This window comes from Enterococcus sp. DIV0561, from assembly GCF_050539875.1.
Classification (GTDB): domain Bacteria; phylum Bacillota; class Bacilli; order Lactobacillales; family Enterococcaceae; genus Enterococcus; species Enterococcus faecalis.
The window spans coordinates 1,882,764-1,909,634 of record NZ_CP172927.1 but is presented as its reverse complement, the minus strand read 5'-3'; the positions used below and the strand labels follow the sequence as shown (position 1 = coordinate 1,909,634).

The following is a 26,871-nucleotide window of genomic DNA, read 5'->3' as shown; positions in this document are numbered from 1 at the left end:
TTTTTGCTTGGACACGTTTTTTAGTTAGAAATGCGATTTTTTGATGAAAAATTTCAAGTTATTTGAAAAAGTTCCTAAATTTTTTTGATGTTTCCGCTTGCGTTCTGTGATGAAAGAAAATAATGTGGTATACTTGTTAGGAAATCTTGAGAGAGAAGTGAGGGGTATGATGTCGTTTCAATTGAATCAATTATTAGATTTGAATTATTGGCAGCAAGTCATCTCAACGGATTTCTTATCTAAGGATTTTGTTATCAATATCATAGATATCCTAGTCGTATGGTACCTCGTTTACAAATTAATCATGCTTGTTCGTGGAACAAAAGCAGTTCAACTATTAAAAGGTGTCGCTGTTTTTATCATTATCCGCATTCTAAGTGAGATAATTGGTCTACATACATTATCTTGGTTAATGAATCAAGTCATCATGTATGGTGTAATCGCCGCGGTTGTTATTTTTCAACCAGAAGTGCGAAGAGGGCTGGAACATCTAGGGAGAAGTTCGTTTTTCCGCCCGAATAAAGGTGCGCAACAAGAAGATGAGCGTATTATTCAGGCCTTTGACAAAGCCATTCAGTACATGTCAAAACGGAAAATTGGTGCTTTGATAACCATTGAGCGCAATACTGGTTTAGATGAATACATTGAGACAGGTATTGATTTGGATGCCGATATTACTGGTGAATTACTGATTAATATTTTCATTCCAAATACACCACTACATGATGGTGCAGTGATTATCAAAAATGAAAAAATTGCTGTTGCTAGTGCGTATTTACCGCTATCAGAAAGCAATTTAATTCCAAAAGAATTTGGAACGCGCCATAGAGCCGCAGTCGGTATCAGTGAAGTCAGTGACGCCATTACGATTGTTGTTTCTGAAGAAACTGGTGACGTTAGTTTGACGTTGAACAATGAATTAATTCCTGGCCTAACGCAAGAAGAGTATTTAACAATTTTGCGTAAGGAGTTAATTTCGGAATCATCAGAAGATAAAAAAAGTGCTTTACAGCATTTTATCGATGATGTAACAAAGGGGGTTAAACGCAAATGAGAAAAGCCTCCCAAAAAAGCTGGTTTAATGGTTTGCTTTCATTGCTGTTTGCATTGTTGTTATTTTTTAATGCCAATGCAACAGGCAATAATCCCTCCAATTCAGGTTCAAGCCAAACGTATAGTGAAACACTGAATAATATTCCGGTCCAAGTCCAATACGATAAAGACAAATATTATGTCTCTGGATTTGAAGAGAGTGTAAATGTTCATTTACGTAGTGCGAACCGCATTCAATTAAACATGGAATCAAATGCTGACACACGAAATTTCCAAGTGGTCGCAGACTTAACCAAATTGCCATTAGGAACTTCGGAAGTGCCTTTGACAGTTCGGGGACTAAGTTCAGCTGTTACAGCTGAAATTGAACCGAAAACAGTGACTGTAACGATTGAAAAGAGAGTAACAAAAAAATTCGATGTAGAAGCACAACTTTCTGATAACATTGAAAAAGAAGGGTACAAAGTAAAAAATATTTCTGTAGATCCAAAAACTGTAGAAGTAACAACTGGAGAAGAAACAGCAAAAGCAATTGACAAAGTGATTGCGCCAGTCTCAAGTGCCAAACAAACAATTGATACGATTAAACAAACGGTAAATGTCCAAGCGCTAGATGCTAAAGGTCAAGTCCTAAGTATCGAAAATCCAGCACCACAAGTCAAAGTAACAGTAGGCTTAACTGCGCCAACGAAAGATGTACCACTGAATGTTAGTATGACAGGTACGCCACCTGCTGGGATCGCTCATTACAATTATAGTTTATCAACGTACCAAGTTAGAGTCAGTGGCCCGCAATCAATTTTAGATACGCTAGAATCAATTGAAGTACCGGTAGATATTTCTGATATTCGCAAAGAAACAAAACAATCAGTGACTATTCCCGTTAATGGAGAATACGTAGTTACACCAGATGAGGTTGACGTTTCTTTAAGCCCCGTGTACAATCAACAACAGTCATCAAATACAAATGAAACTTCAGGGGAACCTGCAAGTTCAACAACGGTTGGCTCAGGTAGCCAAGCAGTACAACCAAGTACATCCAGTCAAGTAGAATCAAATACTTCTGAAACAACAAGTGAGGGATCAACAGTAGAAAGTACAACTGCTGGTTCAACTGAAAATACAGAGAATCAAGTGACTAAGGAGAATCAAAATGGGTAAATATTTTGGAACAGATGGTGTAAGAGGAATTGCAAATAAGGAGTTAACACCTGAATTAGCTTTTAAATTAGGGCGTTACGGTGGTTATGTGTTGAGTCAACATGAAGATAGTTCAAGAAAACCTCGTGTTCTCGTAGGCCGCGATACACGTATTTCAGGTGAGATGTTGGAACAAGCATTGATTGCTGGGTTATTATCAGTCGGGATTGAAGTTTTCCAATTAGGGGTGATTTCAACACCTGGTGTAGCATATCTTACTCGTTTACAAAAAGCATCCGCTGGCGTAATGATTTCAGCTTCACATAATCCTGCGGAAGACAATGGGATTAAGTTTTTTGGGGCAGACGGCTTCAAATTAGTAGACGATCAAGAAGCAGAAATTGAAGCATTGTTAGACGCAGAAGAAGACACCTTACCAAGACCTTCTGCAGAAGGCTTAGGCTCGTTAGATGAATTTCCAGAAGGCTTACTAAAATATTCGCAATTTTTAGTTCAAAGTATTCCTGGCGATTTAGCAGATATGACTGTTTGTTTAGATGCTGCCAACGGAGCAACCGCAACAGCAGTCAATCGTGTCTTCGCGGATTTAGAGACAGATTTCTATACAATGGGAACAAGTCCTAATGGATTGAATATCAATGATGGTGTGGGTTCCACTCATCCTGAAGCTTTGGCAGAAATGGTTGTTGAAAAAGGCGCAGATGCTGGTTTGGCTTTCGATGGCGACGGCGATAGAATTATTGCGGTCGATGAATTAGGACGAATTATCGATGGTGATAAAATCATGTATATTTGTGCCAAGTATTTAGCTGAGAAAAAACGTTTGAAAAAAGATACAATCGTTACAACGGTGATGAGTAATCTAGGTTTCCATAAAGCTGTAGAAGAAATTGGCTTAAAAGATGTGGTAACGCAAGTGGGTGATCGCTATGTTGTAGAAGAAATGCGTAAAAATGATTACAATTTTGGTGGCGAACAATCTGGTCACATGATCTTTTTAGATTACAACACAACAGGTGATGGCATGCTTTCAGGGATTCAATTGTTGAATGTTATGAAGCAAACGGGCAAAAAATTATCTGAATTAGCGGATGAAGTGACGATTTATCCACAAAAATTAGTCAATATTCGTGTCACAGATAAAAATGGTGCAATGGAAGTTCCAGCAATCAAAGCAGTTGTCGAACAAGCAGAAGCAGAAATGAATGGCGAAGGTCGTATTTTAGTTCGTCCTTCTGGAACAGAACCATTGTTACGTGTGATGGCCGAAGCGCCAACACAAGAAAAAGTTGATTATTACGTTGATAAAATTGCTGAAGTAGTACGTGCAGAAATCGGCGTTGAATAAGAACCAATTAGAAACCAGACACTTAATGCTAGCTTGCGTTAAGTGTCTGGTTTCTTTGTTGGAAATCAAAAAAAGAAAATAGCTAATAAGCTCCGTCTATCATTGACATAGAGCGGTTAAAAGGGTACTATTTTAGAAGTAAGATGCACCGTGTATCTTCTTTTTTTATTCGATAAAATCAAGAAGGGAGCGGCTGTAAATCAATGGAGTTATAGAATGGAGGAGCGAAATGAAAGAAAAAATGTCCGTCAAGACAATTGTAGCAATTGGAATTGGCTCTGCAGTTTTTGTTATTTTAGGTCGATTCGTTGTGATTCCAACTGGGATTCCTAATACGAACTTAGAAACGTCGTATCCATTTCTTGCTTTAATGTCAGTTGTTTTTGGACCAGTAGCTGGAGGGCTAATTGGTTTGATTGGTCACACATTAAAAGATTTTACCACGTATGGTAGCGCTTGGTGGAGCTGGATTATTTGTTCAGGAATTATTGGTATTATTTTTGGCTTCGCTGGTCGTAAAATGGATCTTCAACATGGTGAATTTACAACAAATGACATGGTGCGTTTCAATATTTTCCAAGCCTTTGGCAATATCGTCGTTTGGGGCTTAATCGCGCCTAGCTTGGATATTTTGATTTATAGTGAACCCGCAAGTAAAGTGTTTACACAAGGAGTATTCGCGACTGTTTCAAATATTGTCGCTGTGGGGATTATTGGAACATTGTTGATGAAAGCTTATGCATCAACAAGAACAAAGAAAGGCAGTTTATCAAAAGATTAAGAAACTGTCGAAATAATTTAAATGGTTAAGGGTCTGCCCTAGTAATTACTTTGCTAATGCTCAGACCCTTTCTTTTATGGAGAAACTGAGGTGAGGCCGAATGAAAAAACCAATCATTACTTTTAATAATTTTTCCTTTCAATATCATAGCCAATCTGAACCGACATTAAAGGGGATTCAATTAACCATCTATGAAGGAGAAAAGGTTTTAATCGTTGGGCCTAGTGGTAGTGGTAAATCAACATTGGCGCAATGTATCAACGGGTTAATTCCCAATATTTATGAAGGTGAGATTCAAGGAACAGCTACGGTTGCTGGTAAAAATATCCAAGAAACAAGTCTATTTGATTTGTCTTTTGATGTAGGAACTGTTTTGCAAGATACCGATGGGCAGTTTATCGGTTTAACGGTTGCTGAGGATATTGCTTTTGCTTTAGAAAACGATGCAGTTGTACAAGCAGAAATGAAAAAGGCGGTCCACAAATGGTCCGAGATTGTTGAGCTGAATCAGTTATTGCAACACCGTCCACAAGATTTGTCAGGTGGTCAAAAACAACGTGTATCTATGGCGGGCGTTCTAATTAACCAATCAAAAATTTTACTTTTTGATGAACCTTTGGCTAATCTTGACCCACGAGCGGGACAAGAAACAATGACTTTGATTGACACCATTCAACAAGAAACAAAAGCGACTGTTTTAATAATAGAACATCGCTTAGAGGACGTTCTTTGCGAATCAGTTGATCGAATTATTGTCATGAATGAGGGCGCAATTATTTCTGATACAACGCCAGATGAATTGTTACGTCAAGATACGTTGACCCAACAAGGGATTCGTGAACCTTTGTACGTTACAGCCATGAAATATGCTGGGATTGATTTAACACAAGTTAGTCATTTAGACAAATTAGCCGAAGTATCAGGCGAAACAGTTTTGTCCAAAATGACACAGTGGTCTGTCCAACCTAGTTCAGTTAGTGCAGTCAAAGGAGCTGAACTATTACGTTTGGAACAAGTGTCCTATCAATATGATCGTCACGGTGAAAAAGTGTTAGATGACTTCTCAGTAACTATTCATCATGGAGAAATGATCAGCATTGTAGGAAAAAATGGTGCCGGGAAGTCTACACTTTCTAAAATAATTTGCGGGTTCATCACGCCTCAATCGGGCAAAATTTTATGGGAAGGCCAGGATTTTTCCAATTATTCAATCAAAGAACGTGCAGATAAAATTGGTTATGTGATGCAAAATCCCAATCAAATGATTTCTAAAAAAATGATTTTTGAAGAAGTAGCTTTAGGATTAGTTTTACGAGATGTGCCACAAGCAGAAATTGAGGAACGTGTGACGAATATTTTACATATTTGTGGGCTGTATCCCTTCCGGAACTGGCCGATTTCTGCATTGAGTTTTGGGCAGAAAAAACGGGTAACTATTGCATCAATCTTAGTTTTAGAACCTGAATTATTAATTTTAGATGAACCAACAGCTGGGCAAGATTTTAAACATTATACAGAAATGATGACATTTTTAGAAGAATTGAACCGCTTAGGTGTGACTATTTTAATGATCACTCACGATATGCATTTAATGTTGGAATATACAACACGTGCGTTAGTAGTTTGTGATGGACGTTTACTAGCAGATGCGACTCCAGTTGCTGTTTTAACAGATGAAAAATTAATTCAAGCGGCTTCTTTAAAAGAAACGAGCTTGTTTACCTTTGCTAAAGCGTTAGGCTTGGAAAATCCCTTGCTATTTACGGAAAAATTTGTTGCTTACGATCGTGAGGTGCGTTTTGGATGAGTGAACGACAAATGTTAGGCTATCATCCTGATTCAACCTGGATTCATCGCTTAAACGGCACAAGCAAATTAGTCTTTTTAATCGTTGTCTCTGTGGCTTGTATGACCACGTATGATACTCGTTATCTGTTAGGAATGTCTGTGATTTCGCTTGTTTTGTTAAAATTATCAAATATTAAATGGCATCAAATATCTTTTGTTATTAAATTTATTGCTATTTTTTCTTTGTTAAATATCTTAACGGTTTACCTTTTTGCACCTGAATATGGGGTTGATTTATATCAATCACGTACCGTGATTTGGGAAGGAATCGGACGGTTTACTTTGACACAAGAAGAATTATTTTATGAATTTAATTTAGTTTTAAAATATTTCTGTACGATTCCGTTGGCATTAATCTTTTTATTAACAACAAATCCTAGTGAATTTGCCTCCAGCTTGAATCGAATTGGTGTGAGTTATCGGATTAGTTATGCAGTAGCGCTGGCTATTCGTTATATTCCCGATATCCAAGAAGATTTTTTTAATATTTCTTTAGCACAACAAGCGCGAGGTTATGAGATGTCTAAAAAGGGACGGTTAGGCCAACGAATCAAAGGCGTAGCACAAATCGTTTTACCCTTAATCCTATCTAGTTTAGATCGAATTGAAACTGTGAGTACCGCTATGGAATTAAGGCGTTTTGGTCAAAAGAAAAATCGAACGTGGTATGCGCAACAACCTTTTCATCTGCGTGATTTTTCGGTAATGATACTTGCCTTGTGCTTATTAGGAATCAGTTTCTGGTTGTTCCATGTGAATGGTGGACGGTTTTATAATCCATTCCAATAAATAACAAATTGATAAGGTTCTATAAATAGAACGGATATTTTTTTATTATTAAGAATCTAGTACTTTCTCTTACTATGAGTGTACTAGATTCTTTTTTTACAACTTTAAAGAACTAGACCAATTTTCGTTTTTTAGATTTTTGTTGACAAGCACCTACTTTTAATTGTATTATTGTTTATGTTTCTACGGAATATATTTGCAAAGGAGGTATATAGACCAATATTGGATAGCGCCAGACCTGAACGTTCAGGTGACGAGGAGAGAGCTTATCGAAGATTCGGCGGGTGGCTCTAGGGACTGCACTCTACAGATAACAAAGAAAAACTAATTGTGAAGTTAGAACAAAGCGGTTATCACGCAGGTAGAAACATATAATGGGATTTGCTAGTTAAACAGGACCTAGTAAATACAGAATTTCAATTGGAAAGTAGGAATTAGCATTATGTGTGGAATTGTCGGAATGATTGGGAAAGAAAATGTCACGGAAAGTTTGATTCAAGGATTAACAAAATTGGAATATAGAGGTTATGATTCTGCTGGGATTTGTGTGAATGATCAAAGCCAACAGCCCCATGTAGTTAAGGCAGTTGGGGGCATTGCCGATTTAGCAGCAAAATTAACGCCAGAAATCGATGGAACAGTTGGTATTGGTCATACTCGTTGGGCCACTCATGGCGAACCAACTGTCGCCAATGCACATCCCCATGTTTCAAGCGATCAACGCTTTGCATTAGTGCATAATGGTGTCATTGAAAACTTTGAAGAATTAAAAGAACAATTTTTAAGTGGTGCTCACTTAATTGGTGATACAGATACTGAAATCGTCGTTCAATTAATTGCTCATTTTGCTGAAAATGGTTTTTCAACAAAAGATGCTTTTAAAGCGGCTTTAGCCGAAATTAAAGGTTCATACGCTTTTGCTTTAATGGATAAAATGGACCCCAATACTATCTACGTAGCGAAAAATAAAAGCCCGTTACTTATCGGTCTAGGTGAAGGCTTTAATGTTATTTGTAGTGACGCGATGGCGATGATTAAAGAAACCAATCAATTTGTTGAGATTGTTGATGGTGAAATTGTAACTGTTACAGCGGACAAAGTAGTAATCGAAACGCCAGAAGGACAAGTAATCAACCGAGAACCTTTTGAAGCGCAATTAGATTTAAATGACATTGAAAAAGGAACATATCCGTTTTATATGCTCAAAGAAATTGATGAACAACCTGCAGTGATGCGCAAAATTGTTCAAGCGTATACTCAAGGTGAAAAAGTGACTTTAGATGAGGCGTTACTTGGAAAAATTAATCAATGTGACCGAATTTACATTATTGCTTGTGGGACAAGTTATAATGCAGGTTGGGTCGGAAAATCTTTAATTGAAACGATTGCCAGTATTCCTGTGGAAGTTCATTTATCAAGCGAATTTGGCTACAACATGCCTATTTTATCTGAAAAACCGTTCTTCATTTTCTTAAGTCAAAGTGGTGAAACGGCAGATAGTCGCCAAGTACTGGTACAGGTTAATGAATTAGGGCATCCATCACTTACATTAACAAATGTTGCTGGCTCAACATTATCACGTGAAGCGGACGATACCTTGTTATTACACGCAGGACCAGAAATTGCTGTCGCTTCCACCAAAGCTTATACTGCTCAAATCGCTGTCTTAGCTATTTTAGCAAAAGCAATTGGCGAAGAACGCCAAACATTAGCAGCCGTCTCATTTGATGTGGCTCACGAATTGAGCGTGGTAGCAGCTGTCATGGAAACCTTGATTGATGAAAAACAACAAATGAAAGCCTTGGTGGAAGATTATCTGACGTATACTCGAAATGCCTTCTATATCGGGCGAGGAGTCGACTATTATGTGTCGATGGAAGCGGCCTTGAAGTTGAAAGAAATTTCCTACATTCAAGCAGAAGGCTTTGCGGCAGGTGAATTGAAGCATGGAACGATTGCCTTAATTGAAGAAGGAACACCTGTGATTGGGATTGTGACAGATGCCAAAGTCGCAGCGCATACAAGAGGCAATTTAAAGGAAGTTGAAAGTCGTGGAGCAAGAAATATTGTGATTGCCTTGGAATCCTTGGCAAAACCACAGGACCAACTGATTATTCCAGATGTTCATCCGTTACTTTCTGCCTTAGTTAGCATTGTTCCAGGCCAATTATTAGCGTATTATGCAACCTTACAAAGAGGCTACGATGTTGATAAACCAAGGAACTTAGCCAAAAGTGTAACTGTTGAGTAAATCAAGAACCTGAGAGAGAGATGTTTAACGGGTTCTCATAAGTTTTTGAGCGTGGAGCAAAAATCCAAAGTGATTTTTGTCCCACGCTCAAATATTTTTTATAAAAGAAAGATATTCAGTCAAAAATGAAAGATTCCAAAGAAATTCTTTTTTTCCGTTGAAAACTGTTTGCATTTTAGCAAAATTAGATATAATTAATAAGAACCGAAAAATAAGAATTAGCCAGTGAGGTAACTTTGTTTGAAAGAAAGCAAAAAGTAGGTTAAGCTGAAAAGTGCTAATTTATTTAACAAAAAAAGATTGTGAGTTGTTTGATATGGATCAGTTTAGTACATTAACTGAACAAGAATTTACTACCTTTGCAATGACACATCCTGCAGGTAACTTTTTAGAAACACCCGAAATGAAACATTTATTGGAACGACGTGGCTGGCATTGTGAATACGTTGGCGTCAAACGAGAAGGTCAACTAATTGCTGCGTGTATCCTAAGCAAGAAAAAAGTCAAAATTGGTTATGCTTTCGACATTGACGGCGGGATTTTGATGGATTATACAGATAAAAAATGTGTAGAAGCCTTTTTCACAGGCTTAAAAAAATATGTGAAAAAAAATGATGGCCTTTATTTAACCTTTACTCCAAATAAACAAATTTGTTTACGTGATTTTAATGGCGGTGAAGTTGAAAAGGTCAATCAAGAAACATTTGACTATTTCACATCAATTGGTTTTGAACACCAAGGGTTTGATGTGCACAATTTTGATGGCGCGCCACGTTGGCTGTTTGTCAAAGATATGACTGGATTAACAGAAGAAGAGCTTTGGAAATCTTATGGAAAAGATGCTAAATATGACATCAAGAAAACATGGGAATATGGAGTAACAACCCGAGAACTTCGTTACGAAGAGCTACCTCTCTTTAAGAAATTAACGGAAGAAACAAGTGCACGGCGTAATTTTGAAGATAAGGATTTAGCTTATTACCAAGCTGTTTATGAAGAGTTTGGCGAACGAGCGAAATTTATGGTGGCGGAACTAAACTTTGCTACTTATTTAGAAAATCTTCATGAGAAATTACGCAAATTACAAGAGACGCTCAACGAAGTCAATGAAGCGTTAATTGCCAATCCTAAAAGCCGTAAAAAAAATAACCAGAAACGTGAATTTGAAGATGAAGTTCGTACCGTGCGCAAACGGATTGACGAAGCTAAAGAAATGAAAACATCAGATGAACCTGAAATTTTAGCAGGCGCCTTATTCATTGTTCATCCACAAGAAGTGGTTTACTTGTTTAGTGGTACGTATGAAAAATATAAACAATACTATGCACCGTATTTAATTCAACATAAAATGTTAACTTACACAGTAGAAAATAACATTCCCAAATATAATTTTTATGGCGTTGACGGTGTCTTTGATGGAAGTGATGGGGTTCTTAAATTCAAACAATCCTTTGGCGGTCATGTCGAAGAATTAATGGGCAATTTCCAATGGAAAGCCAAACCAATGAAATATGCCTTATATCACGCATTAAAAACAATTAAAGAAAAAGTCTAAAATTAAAACCTAATCCTTAAAAAGGAATGGCAAAGTGAGGCGTTTAAATGGAAAATCAAGTCGAGGTTATGACGTATGCAAAGTTAAAAGAAATTATGCAGGCGTTAGAAGCAAACGAAGCGATTACAGAAGATACAAAGGTCTTTATTGATACAGGCTGGGATAGCGTGCAAGAAGTAGCCCCAGATGCGGTCAGTATTGAAAAAGTTGCTAAATTTACAGTAGCAGATGTTTTAACAAACGAAAGTTTTGCTGGGTATAGTTTAGAAGAAAAGGCGGAGAAGATGAACGCTGAGGGCGACCTAGAAACGGCAATTATTATTCGTAATCTTTACTAAAAAAGTCCGTTTGAATAGTTAAAATCGAGGTCGGGACAGAAGTGTATAGCTCCGAGCAACGCGTAGTGTTGGTTCTGTTCCCGCTGTTTATCAGGTTTTGAGCCTGGAGCAAAAATCCAAAGGGATTTTTGTCCCAGGCTCATCTGCTTTAAATAAGAAATAAAGGAGGTTAGATATGAGTACCATTCATGAATTTCCCAAAAACTATGAACGTTTTATTGCGCAAGGAGAAGAAGCACTTGTAGAACATAATCAGATCGCCGCTTTAGAAAATTTTCAACAAGCCTATCAGCTACAACAAACGCCGCCAGTAAATCAAAAAATTGTCCAATTATTGTTGGAAATGGGCGAAGCTGACGAAGCACTAGCATTGGCAGAAGCGTTCCAAGAGTCTTATTTTGAGAACCTTGAAACAGCGGCAATTTATATGCAAATTTATAGTCAGAGCCGTCGCTTTATTGAAGGATATATTTTATTGAAGCAACTACTTCAAACTAAAAAAATAACGCTAGCACAACAAAAAACGTTAGAACAGCAATTAATGCAAGTGGAAGAGGCGTATCAACAATTAGAAACGCAGCAAATTCAAGCAATTAAAAGGAACTTGTTAGTAAGCGATCAATTGCCCGTTTATCAACAATTAGCAAACATTAAAACCAGTTTATATTTGCCTAAACCAGTATTTGTGGAAGTCGCAAAAGATTTAGTTATGAACCAAGCACTTAGTTATTTTGCTCGGGAATGGTTCATTGAAGAATTAGCACTGTTGCAATTTTCAGAACCACTGACCTTTCTTTGGTATGACAATCAGCCTCAGACAGTCTTACTAGAAGGAAAAACTGGACCGTTAAATACGCCGATCTATTCCGAAATTTGTACTGAACTTAGGAATCGTTTAGAAAATGATGATCCAATTATGCTACAGCATTTGGAAGAAGAAATTCGATTGCATCTTGCCTATTTGTATCCATTAGCAGAGACTGTTATTTCAAATCCAACTATCTGGGTCTTGGGTTATTTGGCAACCTACTATCCTGAATATATTGAAAAAGAATTGACTGAAGCAAAAGGCCATCAAATCGCTGCTGTTCAAAATGTTCAACAGGCGATACGAACGGCATTTACACAAATAATGCTTTAAAAAATGGCACGTCCTAAAAGCGAGGACGTGCCATTTTTTCGGTTTCAGAAATTTGCTGAATCTGCTCTAATTGCTTTTCTTGACTGATTATTGCGGATAATAGAAAAAAGCAAGACAGAAATAAGTAAAAAGAATTCCTTGAATCAAGCAAATCACAACGAACAATGGCGTTGCTCCTGGAAAAGAATCAGAAATCCGTGTAATTAAAAATTCAACTAACCACAAAATCATTGAAAATAAAAATAATTTTTTCTGACGAGTTCTCATAGTCCGCAACAACCTTTCTGGTGATTTTCACTTCTCTATCATAACATAGAAAACGAGCTGTTTTTTCTCAAAAATTTTGTTACTTCATAAGAAAAATGGGAAATAAACAAGTTTCAGGAAGTACTAGCTTTACCCGAAAAGAATACTTAATCCATCTTAATCAAACCATACAGTCACGTTTATTGCAAAAGAAGTGTTTTTGGATGGAACAAATTATTTCATAAACACAAATATTTCTTTGTTGTTTGTATAAATGTCATAAAAGTGATTACTTACTACTTTTTGATTTTTAGACATATCCGTATCGATCAGTGGTGCCATCTCTACTCCTAAATTCGATGAAGTATTGAACCAAACGTAATTAGGGAAGTATAGACCGTCATTTGGTGGCACAATTTTTGAAAGAATTGGGTAGTTTCGACTTGTATTAGCATAAACAGTTGAATTTTTGAAAAACGTATTTAAATAAACTTTTTTTCGTTCGTTTGTTACAACATTTTTTAAATCATCTGTTAAAACAGCTGCTTGGCGATTGAATGCTTCTTTTTGATAGTTTAATGTGGAAGAATACACCAAAACAAACGATAAAATATAATAAGAAAACAAGCTGGCCACAAGTAACGAAGTTAGATAAATTGCTTTCACTTGTCGATTGTTAAATAAACTTAACATGCTGATTGTAACGAAAACAGCAAATCCGTAAATATAGCGAGGCGCATCACCTGCGATATTTCTTGAATAGACAATAAAAATACCAAAACTTAAGAGAGAAGCAAGTCCTAAATACAAGATACAATAAAGGAAACTTAAGCCCAAGTTGATTTTGCTATTTGATAGATGACTAATAAAAAATAAAACAAGCAGTAGGAGCAGTAATAAAAGCCATAAACGATTACTTTGGTTCAATAGCTCTGAAAAATAATGGTAACTATTTTGATAAGCCACACTGGGAATATCGTGCAAACTTGGTAAGGCCTGACTGCCCCCAATGTTGTTTGTTGCGGAAGGTACAAATTTTAACTCGATAAGGTAGCTGACTATAGAAAGTAGATAAGCGATAGCAGCAAGTGCGACTTTTTTACAAAGAGCAATGAAATTTTCTCCAGCAAGTAACTGCTTGAAAGTAAGGAATAAGACCATAACTATATAAATTCCTGACGAGGCTTGGTAAGTATTAAACATAACAAACAGTGAAAAGAAAGAAACCAAGAAAAACGTAAAAGAATTACACTGCCACCAATAAAAAGGAAGAAACGAACAAAAAATACTCAATGCCATATAGGGACTATCAAACCTGAAACTAAGACATTGGAGGAACCAAGGATTGAGGCCAATTAAAGTAGCTACTAAAGAGGAACCCCAACTAATTTTTTGGTCATTGATGATATAAATAGCTAGTATGCTTGTGAGAGATAAGATAAGACCTGTCAGAATCGGTGTGGTCAAGCCCAGATCTGTCAAATGACGACTTCCTTGAACAAACCATGAGAGAAATTCACTGCCCCAACGTGCGTAAGTCGTACCAAAATCTGTCATTCCAGCGACTTGGCGAGCATTATCATCTAAATAAGGGAAATTGATAATGCCGATGGATAAAACTGCCACTTGATAAATTAAAATGATCAATAGAAGATAGGTTTTATTTTCAATACACCAGTTCTTTAAATCAATTTTTTTTGATTCTGTAGGTAATTGTTTCATCATTGTACTCCACTCCAATAATTATTTAACAATTAAAATATACCATAACGAGTGGAATGAAGAAATTGCTTTTGTTATTTTCTCATCCTGACAGAACACTAAGGATAGGCAAAACAAAAAAATCCCAACTCTTTATTAAAGAGTTGGGATTTTACCAAAAAGCCACCTGCCGGGCTTGAACCGGCGACCCCCACCTTACCATGGTGGTGCTCTACCAACTGAGCTAAGGCGGCACTTTCAAAGGCTAAACTGCGACGAGTAATCGCCAAAGTTCCTTTTGAAAAATCGTACAAATCTCGTGCACAAGAAATAGAATAACGTATAGATGAAAGTTTGTCAATTGCTCTTTCGTAAAAAAAGAAAAATGATTTTTTTCTAAGAAAAACTGTTGACAATCTCTTTTTTCTCTAGTAAAGTGTAAATCAACATCACAGATAACTATTCATTCGTTGAAGAGAAGAGTAAATTTTGATGACCTTCAAAAGAGAGTCCTGATTGGTGAAAAGGGACAAGGTTCAGAAAAGTTGAAGATGGCCTCTGAGAATAAATTGCTGATAAGTAAGCAATTTCGGCTAAGCACCCGTTACCATGTGCACCAAGTTAATAAAGACTTGGATAAGAGATGAGATATAAAGAATCAGTTATATTTCGAAAAAAGGTGGTACCGCGAATCATTCGCCCTTTACTAGCAAAATGCTAGTGAAGGGCTTTTTGCTGTGAATCACTACGACTGGCGCGAAGCGACAGAGTAGATGATGTCTGCGGTTACTCGACGCAGTATGGCCTTTGTAAGTGATGAACAGTACAAGATGTTCGAAGAGAACATTAACACTAGTCTGTTTGATTTTGAAAATAAACGAAAATCAGTTTAGAATGAATAGAAATAAAAAAGCAGTGATATAGTAAGTACAAGACTTTATTTGTCTAACAGAGAGCCTAGGTAGCTGAGAATAGGTGACAAAGACGTTTTGGAAAATGGCTATTGAGCAAGCGCTCCGAGTGTTAAACACAAGGCGGCGACGGGGGCTCCCGTTATCGAGCTAGGGTATCGAACATATTGTTCCGTACTTGAAAAGGGAATTTGTGTGAGCAAATTCTGAACATGAGGTGGTAACACGCAAAAAAGCGTCCTCAACGATACAACTTGAGTTGTGTCGTTGAGGATGCTTTTTTCTTTTTTGTGAAAAAATGCAGGTTGGTAAGAATGAAGGGGGATAAAGAATGATTGAACTAAAAAATATCAGTGTGACATTTCAACAAAAAAAACAAGAAATTCAGGCTGTCCAAGATGTTTCTTTGACAATTGATAAAGGGGATATCTACGGAATCGTTGGGTATTCCGGTGCTGGAAAAAGTACGTTAGTACGGGTAATTAATTTATTGCAACGACCAACAGCGGGCACCGTTATTATTAACAAAGAAAATATTTTAACTTTTTCTAAAAAGGAATTACGACAACAACGAAAAAAGATTGGAATGATTTTTCAACATTTTAATTTGATGAAAGAGCGGACCATATTTAGTAATATCGATTTTTCATTAAAATATTCTGGGCTAAGTAAAACTGAGCGGCGTCAAAAAATCAGCCACTTATTAGAGCTAGTTGGACTAAGTGAAAAACGGGACGCTTACCCCAGTCAACTATCAGGAGGGCAAAAACAGCGGGTTGCGATTGCCCGCGCTTTAGCAAATGATCCTGAAATTTTACTTTGTGATGAAGCGACGAGTGCGTTAGATCCAAAAACAACAGGACAGATTTTAGCTTTGTTAAAAAAGTTAAATCAAGAACTGAACTTGACGATTGTCTTAATCACCCATGAAATGCAAGTGGTTAAAGAAATTTGTAATAAAGTTGCGGTGATGGAAAATGGCTGCGTTGTCGAATCAAACGATATTGTTTCGATTTTTAGTCAACCCCAACAACCTTTAACCAAAGATTTTATTCGGACAGCAACTCATATTGATCAAGCATTAACCACGATTCTTGAACATCCTAAATTAGCTAATTTAGATAAAAATCAAGAATTAATTGAATTTTCTTATGTGGGAGATCAAACGAACGAGCCATTAATTGCACAATTGTATAGCCAATATCAGGTGTATACGAATATCCTATATGGCAATGTCGAAATTGTTCAAAACGTTCCTATTGGCCATTTAATTGTGGTGCTTTCTGGTGATGAGGCCCAGCGTCAACAAGCCCTTACTTATTTAGCGAAACAAGGCGTGCGAACCAATGTTTTGAAAACCTATCAGCAAACGAAGCAAAATCAGAATTTACAGGTGATTTAAAAAAGGAGTGAACTGAGAATGTATCAATTATTTGAGAAATATTTTCCGAATGTTGTCCAATTAAAACAAGAGTTTCTTCAAAGTACATGGGAAACAGTATACATGGTTTTTTGGACAGCCTTGATTGCTGGCGTGTTAGGAGTCTTATTGGGTGTCGTGCTTGTCAGTACTGGCCCCAGTGGTGTTTTGAAAAATCCACCCCTGTATAGTATCTTAGAAAAAATTATTAATGTTTGCCGTTCTATTCCTTTCATCATTATGCTCGCACTGATTCAACCATTAACACGAATTTTGGCAGGAACAACAATTGGTACAACTGCAGCGTTAGTCCCATTAGTTATTGGCGTAATCCCGTTCTTCGCGCGCCAAATTGAAAATGCGTTATTAGAAGTGGATCCTGGCGTTATCGAAGCGGCAGAAGCTATGGGGACGAGTCCCTTAGGGATTATTTTTCGGGTTTATCTAATTGAAGGGTTACCAAGTATTATTCGTGTTTCAGCAGTGACAATTATTAATTTAATTGGATTAACAGCCATGGCAGGAGCTATTGGGGCCGGTGGTCTGGGCAACTTAGCGATTACTCGAGGCTACAATCGGTTTCAAACCGATGTGACATTTATGGCCACGTTAATTATTTTAATTATGGTATTTATCAGTCAAGCCATTAGTAATCAATTAATCAAAAAAACATCACATTAGAAAAAGGAGAAATGACAAATGAAAAAATTTAGTAAATTAATTGGACTTATTGGGGTATTAGCTTTTACGATTGCAGGTTGTGCATCGGGGTCTGCGAAGGATACTAAGACAGAAACCGTTAAACTAGGGGTTGTAGGAACAAAAAATGATGAATGGGAATCGGTCAAAGACCGTTTGAAAAAGAAAAATATTGATCTACAATTGGTAGAATTTACAGACTATACGCAACCAAATGCAGCATTAGCAGAAAAAGAAATTGATTTAAATGCCTTTCAGCATCAAATCTTTTTAGACAATTACAATAAAGAGCATGGGACGAAATTAGTATCAATTGGCAATACAGTCAATGCACCATTGGGAATTTACGCTAATAAATTGAAAGATATCACGAAAATTAAAGACGGCGGAGAAATTGCTATTCCTAATGACCCAACGAATGGCGGGCGGGCGTTAATTTTATTACAAACTGCGGGACTGATAAAAGTTGATCCTGCGAAACAGCAACTACCGACTGTCAGTGATATTACTGAAAATAAACGCCAATTGAAAATAACTGAATTAGATGCTACGCAAACAGCGCGTGCTTTACAAGATGTCGATGCTTCAGTGATTAATAGCGGCATGGCTGTCGATGCTGGGTATACACCAGATAAAGATGCTATTTTCTTAGAACCTGTAAACGAAAAAGCGAAACCTTATGTGAACATTGTCGTGGCTCGAGAAGAAGATCAAGAGAATAAACTTTATCAAAAAGTTGTAGAAGAATATCAACAAGAAGAAACGAAAAAGGTCATTGCAGAAACATCAAAGGGCGCCAATGTTCCAGCCTGGGAAACATTTGGTAAAAAATAAAGGAGGCATTTATAATGAGTACAACAACGATTCAAACAATCCAAGAAGCTATTGCTACGGAAAAGGAATGGATAATCCATTTAAGACGTCATTTTCATCAATACCCTGAAGCAAGTTTAAAAGAATATGAAACGATTAAGCGCATTAAAGAAGAACTACTAGCCTTAGCTATTCCTTTTGTAGAAGTAGGGGAAACGGGTGTTTTAGCAACCATTGAAGGAGGTCTTGGCGCTGGCAAAACGATTTTGTTACGTGCAGATATTGATGCGTTGGAATTGCCAGATGCAACAGGCGCTGCCTATGCTTCTAAAAATCCAGGACTCAATCATGCTTGTGGACACGATGGTCATGCGGCAGCATTGCTAGGTGCAGCTAAAGTGCTCAAAAAACATCAGGATACCTTTTCAGGAACGGTTAAACTGGCCTTCCAGCCAGCGGAAGAAATTGGTGCAGGCGCTCGACAATTTGTGGAAGGAAATTATTTAGAAGCAATCGACCAAGTGTTTGGGATTCATTTAGATTCCAGTGTGCCAGTCGGAAAATTAGTTGCTACCAAAGGTGCTACCAACGCCTCTTGTGATATTTTTAAAATTGAAGTCAGTGGTCAAAGTAGTCACGTCGCCCAACCACAGAATGGCCGGGATGCTGTTTTAGCAGCGGCCAGTATCGTTGTGGAATTACAAAAAATTGTAGCGCGCGAGATTGATCCTTTAGATTCTGTCGTAGTAGGAATTGGCGTTTTACAAGCAGGAACACGCTATAATATTGTAGCAAACCATGCAACCATTGAAGGCACTGTTCGAACATTTAGTCAGGAAACGCGCCAATTTGTTTTACAACGAGTCGAAGAAATTGCCCATGAAATTGCCCAGTCTCATCGCACAGAAATTGCTGATTTTTCTGTTTATGCGGCAGCGAATCCATTAATTAATGAAGAACAAGCAACCAACCGTGCACAGCAGGTAGCCAGTGAAATTGTTGGTTTTGAAAATGTTGTGACCAATCATCCTAAAAGTTTAGGGGCGGATGATTTTGCTGATTACTTAGCGGTAATTCCTGGTATCTATGGACGGGTCGGTTCACGAAACCCTGAAAATCCTGCTACTCATTTTGGACACCATCATGAACAATTTGATATTGATGAACGTGCCTTACTTTTAGCAGCAGAGTACCACGTACGCTATGCATTAAACTATTTATCAGAATAATAGGGATAGGGAGCCGACAAAATGATGGTTTGTGGGCTCCTTTCGTTATAAACTAACGTGGCTTGCTTTCTTGTCATTCTATGGTAGAATACAAGCATAAGAAAGGTGATTCACATGTTTTTTGTTTTAACTGATAAATTAACAAGAAAAGTAGCTCCCGATAGTTTAAGAACAGATGAAGCACTGTTGTGGAGCCGAGCAATTAATTTCTTCATCGCTTGATAGCACATTTTGTGACTAGAAAAGCTAGTCTTATTTGAGTGTACGTACAAGCGGTTGTCGGGATTTCTGTCAGGATGGACGACGTGCAGACGTGGTTCTTTTTTTGTTGTCCCAAAATAATCAGTTAACAAGAAAGAAGTGACGAAAATGAGTATTTTAACTATTGAACATTTAACGCATCGATTTGGCGAAAAGGTCTTGTATGAAGAGGCTTCATTGCAAGTGAATAAAGGGGATCATTTAGGCTTAACTGGCCAAAATGGGGTCGGCAAATCCACCTTAATTAAAATTTTAACAGGGGAAGTATTGCCAGACGAAGGAACGATTCAGTGGCAAAAAAATTGCAAGATTGGGTACTTGGATCAGCACGTTTCTGTAGAACAATCACTAACGATGGTTGATTTTTTGAAACAAGCCTTTCAAGAACTTTTTGATAAAGAAGCGAAACTGACAAAACTTTATGAAGAATACAGTCAAACGGCTTCGGAAAAACTTTTAGAACAAGCAGGCAAATTACAAACAGATTTAGATGAAAGTAATTTTTACCAAATCGACACGATTATTCAGGATTTAGCCAACGGGTTAGGACTACAAGCAATTGGTTTGGATAAAAAGTTAGGGGAGCTAAGCGGTGGTCAACGTTCAAAAGTGATTTTAGCAAAATTATTGTTAGAGGCCCCTGATGTGTTACTTTTAGATGAACCCACCAACTATTTAGATGATACACATATTCAATGGCTTATTCGCTATCTGAATAATTTTGAAGGAAGCTTTCTATTAGTCTCCCATGATTATCAATTTTTAAATGAAGTGACGAATTGCATCGCAGACATTGAGTTTGGCAAATTAACCAAATATACTGGAAATGTAGAAAAATCTTTTGCACAAAAAGAGCAGAATAAACAAACCTATTTGAAACAGTATCAGGCCCAACAAGAAAAAATTGAAAAAATGGAAGCCTATATTCGTAAATACAAAGCTGGAAATCGAGCAACGATGGCTAAAAGTCGACAAAAACAATTGGACCGGTTGGAACGATTGACTCCGCCAGGTTCCTTGACTAAGCCAGCGATTGAATTTCCTTATCAAGGGTTAGTTGCAACGCAAGCACTAACGACCCAGAAGTTAGTTGTCGGCTATCGGGAACCTTTGTTAGAACCGTTAGATTTAATGGTTCATGTCGGTGAAAAAGTCGCATTGAAAGGCTTTAATGGGATTGGCAAATCAACATTAATTAAAACGTTGACGAAAGTGATTCCTTCATTAGATGGAGAATTTCATTATCCGCTGAATACAAAAATTGCTTATTTTACCCAAGACTTGGCGTGGCCTAATGAGCAGTTAACGCCGCTAGACTATTTATCAGATCGTTTTCCAGATACAACGATTAAAGAGCGAAGAAGTCATTTGGCTAGAGCAGGTTTACCAGATAAGTTAGCAATGCAGTCGTTAGCCCTGTTAAGTGGTGGTGAGCAAACAAAAGTAAAACTAGCGGAACTAATGATGCAAACAAGTAATTTGTTATTTTTAGATGAGCCAACCAATCATATTGATGAAGCGGCCAAAAAAAGTTTACAAGAAGCAATTCACGTTTACCCAGGAACGGTTTTTCTGGTTTCCCATGAAGCAGATTTTTATGAGAAAATTGTGGATCGAGTAATTGATATTGAGGAATTAGTTAAATAAAGAAGAAAGAACCAAGTTGAGGGGGAGTCAACTTGGTTCTTTCTTCTTTATTATTTATTTACTCATTAAGCCATCATGGATTTTTGTTAAATTCCAGTTCATCATGCTGTAGTACGTATCGCCTTCTGTTCCTTCTTTGGCAAGAGAGTCTGTGAAAAGTGTATCGTAAATTGGTCGTTTCACTTCTTTTGAGACCCGTTCCATACTACGTTTATCGACACTGGTTTCAACAAATAACACAGGTGCTTTTGATTTCTTAATGGTATCAATAATCGTGGTCATTTGTTCAGGTGTTCCTTGACTTTCTGTGTTAATTTCCCAAATATAAGCGGCATTTAAATCATAAGCTTTGGAGAAATATTTAAAGGCACCTTCACTTGTAACTAATAATTTTTTATCATCAGGAATATCAGCAAATTTAGCTTTGGCTTCCTCATGTAATTTGCTAAGTTTTTCGGTATAATTTTTCGCGTTTTCTGTATAGAAATCTTTATTTTTTGGATCTTTTTCTACTAACACGTCACGAATGTTTTCTACATATTTAATGCCATTTTCAATGTCTAACCAAGCATGTGGATCTTCTGTTTGTTCTTGACCGGCACTTGTTAAATATTGTGGCGTAACATTTTTGCTTGTAGAAAAGTAATCTTTATTCTCAACTTTTTTGGCCGTTTTCATTAATTTGTTAAACCAGCCATTTCCGCCTGTTTCTAAGTTCAAGCCGTTAAAGAATAAAATGTCCGCTTCAGAAGCTTTCGCAATGTCTTCTGGTAACGGTTCATATTCGTGAGGGTCTGTCCCGATTGGCACAATACTATGCAGCTCAATTTTGTCTTGCCCAACATTTTTCACTAAATCGGATAAGATCGAGTTCGTTGTCACAATTGCTAATTTTTCTTTCTTTTCAGCGGCTTGATTCCCGCAAGCAGCTAACGTTAACCCTGCTAAAAGTGTTAAAAAAATAAACTAAATTTTTTCATTCGTTGATTCCTCCATTTCTTTCTGACGGTTTACAAATACTAGGCCTTTCTTTGGTGAGAAAAAGAAAGCCAATAAAAAGAATAAGGCGGCGGTTAAAACAATCGTCGCACCAGAAGCTAAGTTATAAGAATAACTAAAGAATAGGCCAATCACTGAACTTAAAATCCCAAAAGTAGAGGCTAAGCCAATCATTGTCGGTAAGTGATTTGTTAATAGATAAGCTGTTGCCGCTGGCGTAATCAGCATGGCAATGACTAAAATAGTTCCGACGGTTTGCAAAGAAGAAACAGCGACTAATGTTAGTAAAAACATCAATGCATAGTGGAAAAATTGAATATTTAAACCATAGGCCTGAGCCATTGTGGGATCAAAAGAAGTGAGTTGCAACTCTTTATAAAACAATGCCACAAAAATCAAAACAATCACGCCGACGACACAAGTAATTAAAATATCGGTATCTGCGACCGCTAATACATTTCCAAACAGAATATGATATAAATCGGTGGAACTTTTTGCAAAAGAGATAAAAATAATCCCTAAAGCAAAAAAAGAACTAAAGACAACACCAATGGCAGTATCATTTTTTAGTGGACTTTTTTGGGTAATAAAGCCGATCGATAATGCAGCTAGTAAGCCAAAAATAGAAGCGCCAAAAATATAATTGAAACCAAACATATAAGAAACAGCGACCCCTGGTAAAACAGCATGGGAAATCGCATCACCCATCAAAGACATCCCACGTAAAATAATGAATGAACCAATTACCCCTGAAATGAGTCCGACAATTACAGACGTCAAAAGGGCATTTTGTAAAAATTGATAACGGAATAAACCATCAATAAATGCAGCAATCATTTTGCAACCCCCTGTATTAATAAATCACCTAACAAATCACCGTATGCTTCTTGGAGCGTTTCTGCAGTAAACGTTTGTTCAACAGGACCCGCAACAATTAGCCGGTTTTTCAAAACGATTAATTCATCAAAATAGTGGGATACTTTGTGCAAATCATGGTGAACAATGATAATCATTTTACCTTGACTTTTTAATGATTTGAGAATATCCATAATCACTTTTTCACTAGACATATCAATGCCGACGAAAGGTTCATCTAAAAAAATCACCTCAGCACCTTGGGCCAAAACACGGGCGATAAACACACGTTGTAATTGGCCACCAGAAAGTTCGCCAATCTGGCGTTGCGCATAGTCTTCTAATTGCACCATTTTTAATGCAGCCATGGCTGCTTGCTTTTCTTTCTTTCCTGGGCGTTTTAATAGTCCCAAGTTTGGATAGGTTCCTAGCAAGACCGTTTCAAAAACGCTAATTGGGAAACTAAGATCCAAGGCGCTACGTTGTTCTACATAGGCAATGGTTGTTTTTTGTTGGTCAATCGCTTGATTATTTAACAAAACATCACGTTCCTTTGTTTTAATCAAGCCTAATAACCCTTTAATAAATGTTGACTTTCCAGCACCATTTGGTCCGATAATTCCAGTAATTTTACCGGAGGGAATAGTAACGTGGATATTATTTAAAGCGGTCCGTCCTTGATATTGAACGGTTAACGCTTGAACAGCTAAGTTAAAGCTTTTTCTCATGAAATTCCTCCTTTTTAGGTTTGCCTTAAAATCAGTATAAGGGATAGTTTAAGAAAATGCAAATAATTTTTAGGCGCACCTAAATACAAGCGCTTTTTTCACAAAGAAAACCGTTTCTTTCAATAAATTAAGGAGGATCCCATGATTTTTATGACAAAAAATGGTAGAATATGAATGAAAACGACTATTATTTTATATTGACGGAGGATATCATGACCGAAAACTATCAAGATGACACCTTACGCATCTTCAGTTTAAATGCAAATCGACCACTTGCTGAAAAAATCGCAGCATCAGTAGGAACAGAATTAGGAAAAAGCACCGTGCGCCAATTTAGTGATGGCGAAATTCAAATTAATATTGAAGAAAGTATTCGTGGCGATCATGTCTACATCATCCAAGCAACGAATGCCCCTGTAAATGATCATTTGATGGAATTGCTTATTTTAATTGATGCATTAAAACGTGCTAGCGCAAAAACAATTAATGTTATTTTGCCTTACTATGGTTATGCTCGCCAAGACCGCACAGCGAAACCAAGAGAACCCATTACTGCGAAATTAGTTGCTAATATGTTGGTAGAGGCAGGCGCAACACGTTTGTTGACATTAGACTTGCATACTGTTCAAGTCCAAGGATTTTTTGATATCCCAGTAGATAATTTATTTACAATGCCTTTGTTTGCTCATTATTATCGTCAACAAGCATTAGTAGGGGAAGAAATTGTGATTGTTTCGCCTAAAAACAGTGGTGTTCAACGCGCACGTAGTTTATCGGAGTACTTAGATGCGACCTTAGCAATTGTCGACCATGAAGAGATTGATGGGGTGCGTCAAGAAGGTTACGTTATTGGGAATGTCGCTGGGAAAAAATGTATTCTTGTTGATGACATTTTGAATACTGGTCAAACGTTAGCCACAGCGGCGGAAGTTTTAATGAAAAATGGTGCGCAAGAAGTGTATGCTTGCGCCTCGCATGGTTTGTTATCAGAAGGCGCAAAAGCAACCTTAGAAAATGCGCCAATTAAGGAAATTAGTATTACTGACTCTGTTTATACGACAGCAGACCGCCAACCAGCAACCTTGAATATTATTTCTTGCGCTGAGTTAATGGGGGAAGCGTTACTTCGTATTCATGAAAATAAACCAATGAGTCCATTATTCCGTTTAGAACCAAAAGGAGAATAAGTGATTCCTTAAACTAGAAATAGGTCTAACAACTTTAACAGTGTTGGACCTATTTTTCTTATCTCTTTTATAAATAGAAGAGAAAGTATTCTGATTTTGTGTTTTAAGCTTTTTATGCTAGAATAACGCCAGAACATAAGGAAAGGGACGAGTCATTTGGAACCCATTTATTTAGATCATGCGGCAACAACACCGCTTCATCCAACGGTCATTCAAGCGATGACTGAAAATATGCAAACGACTTTTGGCAATCCATCAAGTATTCATCAGTTTGGACGAAAGGCACACGGTCTTCTGGAAGAAGTGCGTCAAACGATTGCCGAGAGCTTACAAGCCAAACCCCACGAAATTATTTTTAATAGTGGTGGCACAGAAGGGGATAACACAGCCATCTTGGCAGTTGCTTTTTCTCGTCAAAAGGAAGGAAAACATATTATTACTACGGCAATTGAACATCCCGCTGTATTACGAACGATGGAATACTTAGAAACGTTAGGCTTTGAAGTGACTTACTTGCCTGTGAATGAAAATGGTCAGATTTCAATGGATCAATTCAAAAAGTCTTTACGCGAAGAAACGATCTTGGTTTCAATGATGTATGGCAATAATGAAATTGGAAATCGATTACCAATTGCTGAAGTTGGTGCAATTCTTAAAAATCATTCGGCGATTTTTCATACAGATGCCGTCCAAGCTTATGGAAGTGAAGTCATTTTACCTCATGAATTAGGGATCGACTTATTAAGTATTTCCGCTCATAAAATCAATGGTCCAAAAGGCGTAGGTTTTTTATTTAAAAGCGATGCAATCCAATTACCACCTCTTTTACATGGTGGGGAACAAGAAGAAAAACGACGTGCGGGCACGGAAAACTTAGCTGGAATTATTGGCATGGGTACTGCCGTTTCATTACTAACTTCTACAGAAAAGCAAGCAAGAAAAACAGCTTATCAAAGTTTTCAAACGATTATTTTAAAAGCGTTAGAAGAAGCCAATATTGATTTTTCAATTAATGGTGAACCAACCAATCGTTTAGCGCATGTCTTAAATCTTCATTTAAAAGGAATTCCCAGTGATTTGCTCTTAATGCATTTGGACTTAAGAGGTATTGCGATTTCAACAGGCTCGGCTTGTACAGCGGGAACTGTGGATCCTTCGCACGTGTTGACAGCGATGTATGGAGAAAATTCCTCAGCTATTAAAGAATCAATCCGGATTAGTTTTGGCTACGGGAACACACCAGAAGAAATTGCGACTTTTTCTGAAGTACTAGTTGCAGTGATTCAACAATTGAAAAAATAATCTGATTGCGGCAGCTACAGGTTTTCGCTATAATGAAGATAACAATGAAAATAACGAGGTGGAACCCATGGCATTTACAACAACGGCTGCTGTTGAAGGCTCAACAGTTTTTTACAAAGTACATCCTAGTGCAAAACGCTATACATTAAAAGATAACGGCTTTACTGAAACAAAATCAGGGAACTTTCAATTGATTCGTTCCTTAGATCCAACGCCTCAGAGAAATGAAGGCTTCAAATTGAAAATTACGATCACTGCTGATCTAAAAGAGTTGAAAATGTCCATTACAACGGCAAATGGTTTAAAACCAATGAATATTTTCAAGAATGAACAACATGAAATGAGTAAAGAAAAATACTTTTTCTTAATGGATGGCTTAATTAGTCGTGGTGTATTAGAGAAAGTAGAATAATTTAGAGAAACCTGAAGAAACAAGTGAAAGTAGCTTGTTCCTTCAGGTTTTCTGTTTATTTGAAAGCAATAGCTTGTTCGCTGTGCCTTTGTTCCAAGTATTTTCTCATTATACGCCCGGCTTGCTTTACTTATTTCAAAAAAATAGTATAATGAAAAGCACTGAAAAGTTACGACCTTCAAATCGTGGATGATTT

At 37.2% G+C, this 26,871-nt stretch carries 23 protein-coding genes, 1 tRNA gene and 2 other annotated features; of the genes, 18 read left to right on the top strand and 6 right to left on the bottom strand.

Translation table 11 applies throughout. The features are described 5' to 3' along the window. The first annotated feature begins 169 nt into the window (after window positions 1–169). The 10 genes from cdaA to IGM13_RS09240 all read left to right on the top strand — a co-directional run bounded on the left by cdaA (window position 170) and on the right by IGM13_RS09240 (window position 12,265). Entirely contained in the window at window positions 170–1,054 is an 885-nt protein-coding gene (cdaA, locus tag IGM13_RS09285; RefSeq protein ID WP_002389035.1) for a diadenylate cyclase CdaA, read from the top strand. Beyond that, window positions 1,051–2,214 (top strand): CdaR family protein, encoded by a 1,164-nt coding sequence (locus IGM13_RS09280; protein WP_002374494.1) that lies wholly within the window; start codon window positions 1,051–1,053, stop codon window positions 2,212–2,214. The genes cdaA and IGM13_RS09280 overlap by 4 nt, the downstream gene beginning before the upstream one ends. Then, window positions 2,207–3,562 carry a phosphoglucosamine mutase gene (gene glmM / locus IGM13_RS09275; RefSeq protein WP_002356936.1) on the top strand — a complete coding sequence of 452 codons (1,356 nt, stop codon included), beginning with the start codon at window positions 2,207–2,209 and terminating at the stop codon, window positions 3,560–3,562. The genes IGM13_RS09280 and glmM overlap by 8 nt, the downstream gene beginning before the upstream one ends. A 229-nt stretch (window positions 3,563–3,791) precedes the next feature. Beyond that, window positions 3,792–4,343 carry an ECF-type riboflavin transporter substrate-binding protein gene (locus IGM13_RS09270; RefSeq protein WP_002356937.1) on the top strand — a complete coding sequence of 184 codons (552 nt, stop codon included), beginning with the start codon at window positions 3,792–3,794 and terminating at the stop codon, window positions 4,341–4,343. 100 nt (window positions 4,344–4,443) lie between these two features. After that, window positions 4,444–6,150: an ABC transporter ATP-binding protein gene (locus tag IGM13_RS09265; protein WP_002419727.1), complete on the top strand. Its 1,707-nt coding sequence runs from the start codon at window positions 4,444–4,446 to the stop codon at window positions 6,148–6,150. Then, complete coding sequence (locus tag IGM13_RS09260; RefSeq protein WP_002419726.1) at window positions 6,147–6,980, top strand: energy-coupling factor transporter transmembrane component T family protein; 834 nt, start codon at window positions 6,147–6,149, stop codon at window positions 6,978–6,980. The genes IGM13_RS09265 and IGM13_RS09260 overlap by 4 nt, the downstream gene beginning before the upstream one ends. A 442-nt stretch (window positions 6,981–7,422) precedes the next feature. Next, window positions 7,423–9,231 (top strand): glutamine--fructose-6-phosphate transaminase (isomerizing), encoded by a 1,809-nt coding sequence (gene glmS / locus IGM13_RS09255; RefSeq protein WP_002419725.1) that lies wholly within the window; start codon window positions 7,423–7,425, stop codon window positions 9,229–9,231. A gap of 316 nt (window positions 9,232–9,547) precedes the next feature. Further along, window positions 9,548–10,786 carry an aminoacyltransferase gene (locus IGM13_RS09250; protein ID WP_033591624.1) on the top strand — a complete coding sequence of 413 codons (1,239 nt, stop codon included), beginning with the start codon at window positions 9,548–9,550 and terminating at the stop codon, window positions 10,784–10,786. Between the two features lie 47 nt (window positions 10,787–10,833). Next, on the top strand, window positions 10,834–11,124 hold the full coding sequence (locus tag IGM13_RS09245) for a hypothetical protein (RefSeq protein ID WP_002419723.1): 291 nt from the start codon (window positions 10,834–10,836) through the stop codon (window positions 11,122–11,124). Between the two features lie 175 nt (window positions 11,125–11,299). Further along, entirely contained in the window at window positions 11,300–12,265 is a 966-nt protein-coding gene (locus IGM13_RS09240) for a hypothetical protein (protein ID WP_002419721.1), read from the top strand. 87 nt (window positions 12,266–12,352) lie between these two features. Here IGM13_RS09240 and IGM13_RS09235 read toward each other — a convergent pair whose 3' ends face one another. The 3 genes from IGM13_RS09235 to IGM13_RS09225 all read right to left on the bottom strand — a co-directional run bounded on the left by IGM13_RS09235 (window position 12,353) and on the right by IGM13_RS09225 (window position 14,466). Further along, window positions 12,353–12,532, bottom strand: coding sequence for a hypothetical protein (locus IGM13_RS09235; RefSeq protein WP_002383739.1), 180 nt, complete (start codon window positions 12,530–12,532; stop codon window positions 12,353–12,355). A gap of 213 nt (window positions 12,533–12,745) precedes the next feature. Further along, window positions 12,746–14,236 carry a glucosyltransferase domain-containing protein gene (locus IGM13_RS09230; protein ID WP_002419719.1) on the bottom strand — a complete coding sequence of 497 codons (1,491 nt, stop codon included), beginning with the start codon at window positions 14,234–14,236 and terminating at the stop codon, window positions 12,746–12,748. A gap of 157 nt (window positions 14,237–14,393) precedes the next feature. Next, window positions 14,394–14,466, bottom strand: a tRNA-Thr gene (locus tag IGM13_RS09225). Window positions 14,467–14,673: 207 nt separating this feature from the next. Beyond that, window positions 14,674–14,919: a binding site (T-box leader), on the top strand. A 199-nt stretch (window positions 14,920–15,118) separates the two neighbouring features. Then, window positions 15,119–15,369 (top strand) — a binding site (T-box leader). Between the two features lie 85 nt (window positions 15,370–15,454). Here IGM13_RS09225 and IGM13_RS09220 point away from each other — a divergent pair. The 5 genes from IGM13_RS09220 to IGM13_RS09200 all read left to right on the top strand — a co-directional run bounded on the left by IGM13_RS09220 (window position 15,455) and on the right by IGM13_RS09200 (window position 21,192). Then, window positions 15,455–16,525 carry a methionine ABC transporter ATP-binding protein gene (locus tag IGM13_RS09220; protein WP_002419718.1) on the top strand — a complete coding sequence of 357 codons (1,071 nt, stop codon included), beginning with the start codon at window positions 15,455–15,457 and terminating at the stop codon, window positions 16,523–16,525. Window positions 16,526–16,543: 18 nt separating this feature from the next. Continuing rightward, window positions 16,544–17,224 carry a methionine ABC transporter permease gene (locus IGM13_RS09215; RefSeq protein ID WP_002381703.1) on the top strand — a complete coding sequence of 227 codons (681 nt, stop codon included), beginning with the start codon at window positions 16,544–16,546 and terminating at the stop codon, window positions 17,222–17,224. Window positions 17,225–17,242: 18 nt separating this feature from the next. Next, window positions 17,243–18,076, top strand: coding sequence for a MetQ/NlpA family ABC transporter substrate-binding protein (locus IGM13_RS09210; protein WP_002366917.1), 834 nt, complete (start codon window positions 17,243–17,245; stop codon window positions 18,074–18,076). A 14-nt stretch (window positions 18,077–18,090) separates the two neighbouring features. After that, the gene (locus IGM13_RS09205) at window positions 18,091–19,284 is read left to right on the top strand and encodes an amidohydrolase (protein ID WP_002419717.1); all 1,194 of its coding nucleotides are present in this window, start codon (window positions 18,091–18,093) and stop codon (window positions 19,282–19,284) included. Between the two features lie 369 nt (window positions 19,285–19,653). Next, window positions 19,654–21,192 carry an ABC-F family ATP-binding cassette domain-containing protein gene (locus tag IGM13_RS09200; protein WP_002419716.1) on the top strand — a complete coding sequence of 513 codons (1,539 nt, stop codon included), beginning with the start codon at window positions 19,654–19,656 and terminating at the stop codon, window positions 21,190–21,192. Between the two features lie 54 nt (window positions 21,193–21,246). Here the strand turns inward: IGM13_RS09200 and IGM13_RS09195 are convergent, their stop codons facing one another. Genes IGM13_RS09195 through IGM13_RS09185 form a run of 3 tightly spaced genes read right to left on the bottom strand, consistent with a single transcriptional unit; the run spans window position 21,247 to window position 23,774 of the window. Continuing rightward, a complete protein-coding gene (locus IGM13_RS09195; RefSeq protein WP_164549271.1) occupies window positions 21,247–22,155 on the bottom strand; it encodes a metal ABC transporter substrate-binding protein in 909 nt (302 codons plus the stop codon). A 3-nt stretch (window positions 22,156–22,158) separates the two neighbouring features. Then, the gene (locus IGM13_RS09190) at window positions 22,159–23,028 is read right to left on the bottom strand and encodes a metal ABC transporter permease (protein ID WP_002377030.1); all 870 of its coding nucleotides are present in this window, start codon (window positions 23,026–23,028) and stop codon (window positions 22,159–22,161) included. Next, on the bottom strand, window positions 23,025–23,774 hold the full coding sequence (locus IGM13_RS09185; protein ID WP_002419715.1) for a metal ABC transporter ATP-binding protein: 750 nt from the start codon (window positions 23,772–23,774) through the stop codon (window positions 23,025–23,027). Before IGM13_RS09185 ends, IGM13_RS09190 begins: the two co-directional genes overlap by 4 nt. A 212-nt stretch (window positions 23,775–23,986) precedes the next feature. Between IGM13_RS09185 and IGM13_RS09180 the strand changes: the two genes are divergently transcribed. The 3 genes from IGM13_RS09180 to IGM13_RS09170 all read left to right on the top strand — a co-directional run bounded on the left by IGM13_RS09180 (window position 23,987) and on the right by IGM13_RS09170 (window position 26,675). After that, window positions 23,987–24,961, top strand: coding sequence for a ribose-phosphate diphosphokinase (locus tag IGM13_RS09180; RefSeq protein WP_002362076.1), 975 nt, complete (start codon window positions 23,987–23,989; stop codon window positions 24,959–24,961). A gap of 156 nt (window positions 24,962–25,117) precedes the next feature. Continuing rightward, a complete protein-coding gene (locus IGM13_RS09175; RefSeq protein WP_002366913.1) occupies window positions 25,118–26,263 on the top strand; it encodes a cysteine desulfurase family protein in 1,146 nt (381 codons plus the stop codon). Between the two features lie 67 nt (window positions 26,264–26,330). Next, window positions 26,331–26,675, top strand: a complete 345-nt coding sequence (locus IGM13_RS09170; protein WP_002356959.1) for a DUF1831 domain-containing protein — start codon at window positions 26,331–26,333, stop codon at window positions 26,673–26,675. The last annotated feature ends 196 nt before the right edge of the window (window positions 26,676–26,871 follow it).

Excerpts from the sequence above, each read along its gene's own strand:
- cdaA (WP_002389035.1), top strand. The coding sequence starts at position 170 with ATGTCGTTTCAATTGAATCAATTATTAGATTTGAATTATTGGCAGCAA.
- IGM13_RS09280 (WP_002374494.1), top strand. The coding sequence starts at position 1,051 with ATGAGAAAAGCCTCCCAAAAAAGCTGGTTTAATGGTTTGCTTTCATTG.
- glmM (WP_002356936.1), top strand. The coding sequence starts at position 2,207 with ATGGGTAAATATTTTGGAACAGATGGTGTAAGAGGAATTGCAAATAAG.
- IGM13_RS09270 (WP_002356937.1), top strand. The coding sequence starts at position 3,792 with ATGAAAGAAAAAATGTCCGTCAAGACAATTGTAGCAATTGGAATTGGC.
- IGM13_RS09265 (WP_002419727.1), top strand. The coding sequence starts at position 4,444 with ATGAAAAAACCAATCATTACTTTTAATAATTTTTCCTTTCAATATCAT.
- IGM13_RS09260 (WP_002419726.1), top strand. The coding sequence starts at position 6,147 with ATGAGTGAACGACAAATGTTAGGCTATCATCCTGATTCAACCTGGATT.
- glmS (WP_002419725.1), top strand. The coding sequence starts at position 7,423 with ATGTGTGGAATTGTCGGAATGATTGGGAAAGAAAATGTCACGGAAAGT.
- IGM13_RS09250 (WP_033591624.1), top strand. The coding sequence starts at position 9,548 with ATGGATCAGTTTAGTACATTAACTGAACAAGAATTTACTACCTTTGCA.
- IGM13_RS09245 (WP_002419723.1), top strand. The coding sequence starts at position 10,834 with ATGGAAAATCAAGTCGAGGTTATGACGTATGCAAAGTTAAAAGAAATT.
- IGM13_RS09240 (WP_002419721.1), top strand. The coding sequence starts at position 11,300 with ATGAGTACCATTCATGAATTTCCCAAAAACTATGAACGTTTTATTGCG.
- IGM13_RS09235 (WP_002383739.1), bottom strand. The coding sequence starts at position 12,532 with ATGAGAACTCGTCAGAAAAAATTATTTTTATTTTCAATGATTTTGTGG.
- IGM13_RS09230 (WP_002419719.1), bottom strand. The coding sequence starts at position 14,236 with ATGATGAAACAATTACCTACAGAATCAAAAAAAATTGATTTAAAGAAC.
- IGM13_RS09220 (WP_002419718.1), top strand. The coding sequence starts at position 15,455 with ATGATTGAACTAAAAAATATCAGTGTGACATTTCAACAAAAAAAACAA.
- IGM13_RS09215 (WP_002381703.1), top strand. The coding sequence starts at position 16,544 with ATGTATCAATTATTTGAGAAATATTTTCCGAATGTTGTCCAATTAAAA.
- IGM13_RS09210 (WP_002366917.1), top strand. The coding sequence starts at position 17,243 with ATGAAAAAATTTAGTAAATTAATTGGACTTATTGGGGTATTAGCTTTT.
- IGM13_RS09205 (WP_002419717.1), top strand. The coding sequence starts at position 18,091 with ATGAGTACAACAACGATTCAAACAATCCAAGAAGCTATTGCTACGGAA.
- IGM13_RS09200 (WP_002419716.1), top strand. The coding sequence starts at position 19,654 with ATGAGTATTTTAACTATTGAACATTTAACGCATCGATTTGGCGAAAAG.
- IGM13_RS09190 (WP_002377030.1), bottom strand. The coding sequence starts at position 23,028 with ATGATTGCTGCATTTATTGATGGTTTATTCCGTTATCAATTTTTACAA.
- IGM13_RS09185 (WP_002419715.1), bottom strand. The coding sequence starts at position 23,774 with ATGAGAAAAAGCTTTAACTTAGCTGTTCAAGCGTTAACCGTTCAATAT.
- IGM13_RS09180 (WP_002362076.1), top strand. The coding sequence starts at position 23,987 with ATGACCGAAAACTATCAAGATGACACCTTACGCATCTTCAGTTTAAAT.
- IGM13_RS09170 (WP_002356959.1), top strand. The coding sequence starts at position 26,331 with ATGGCATTTACAACAACGGCTGCTGTTGAAGGCTCAACAGTTTTTTAC.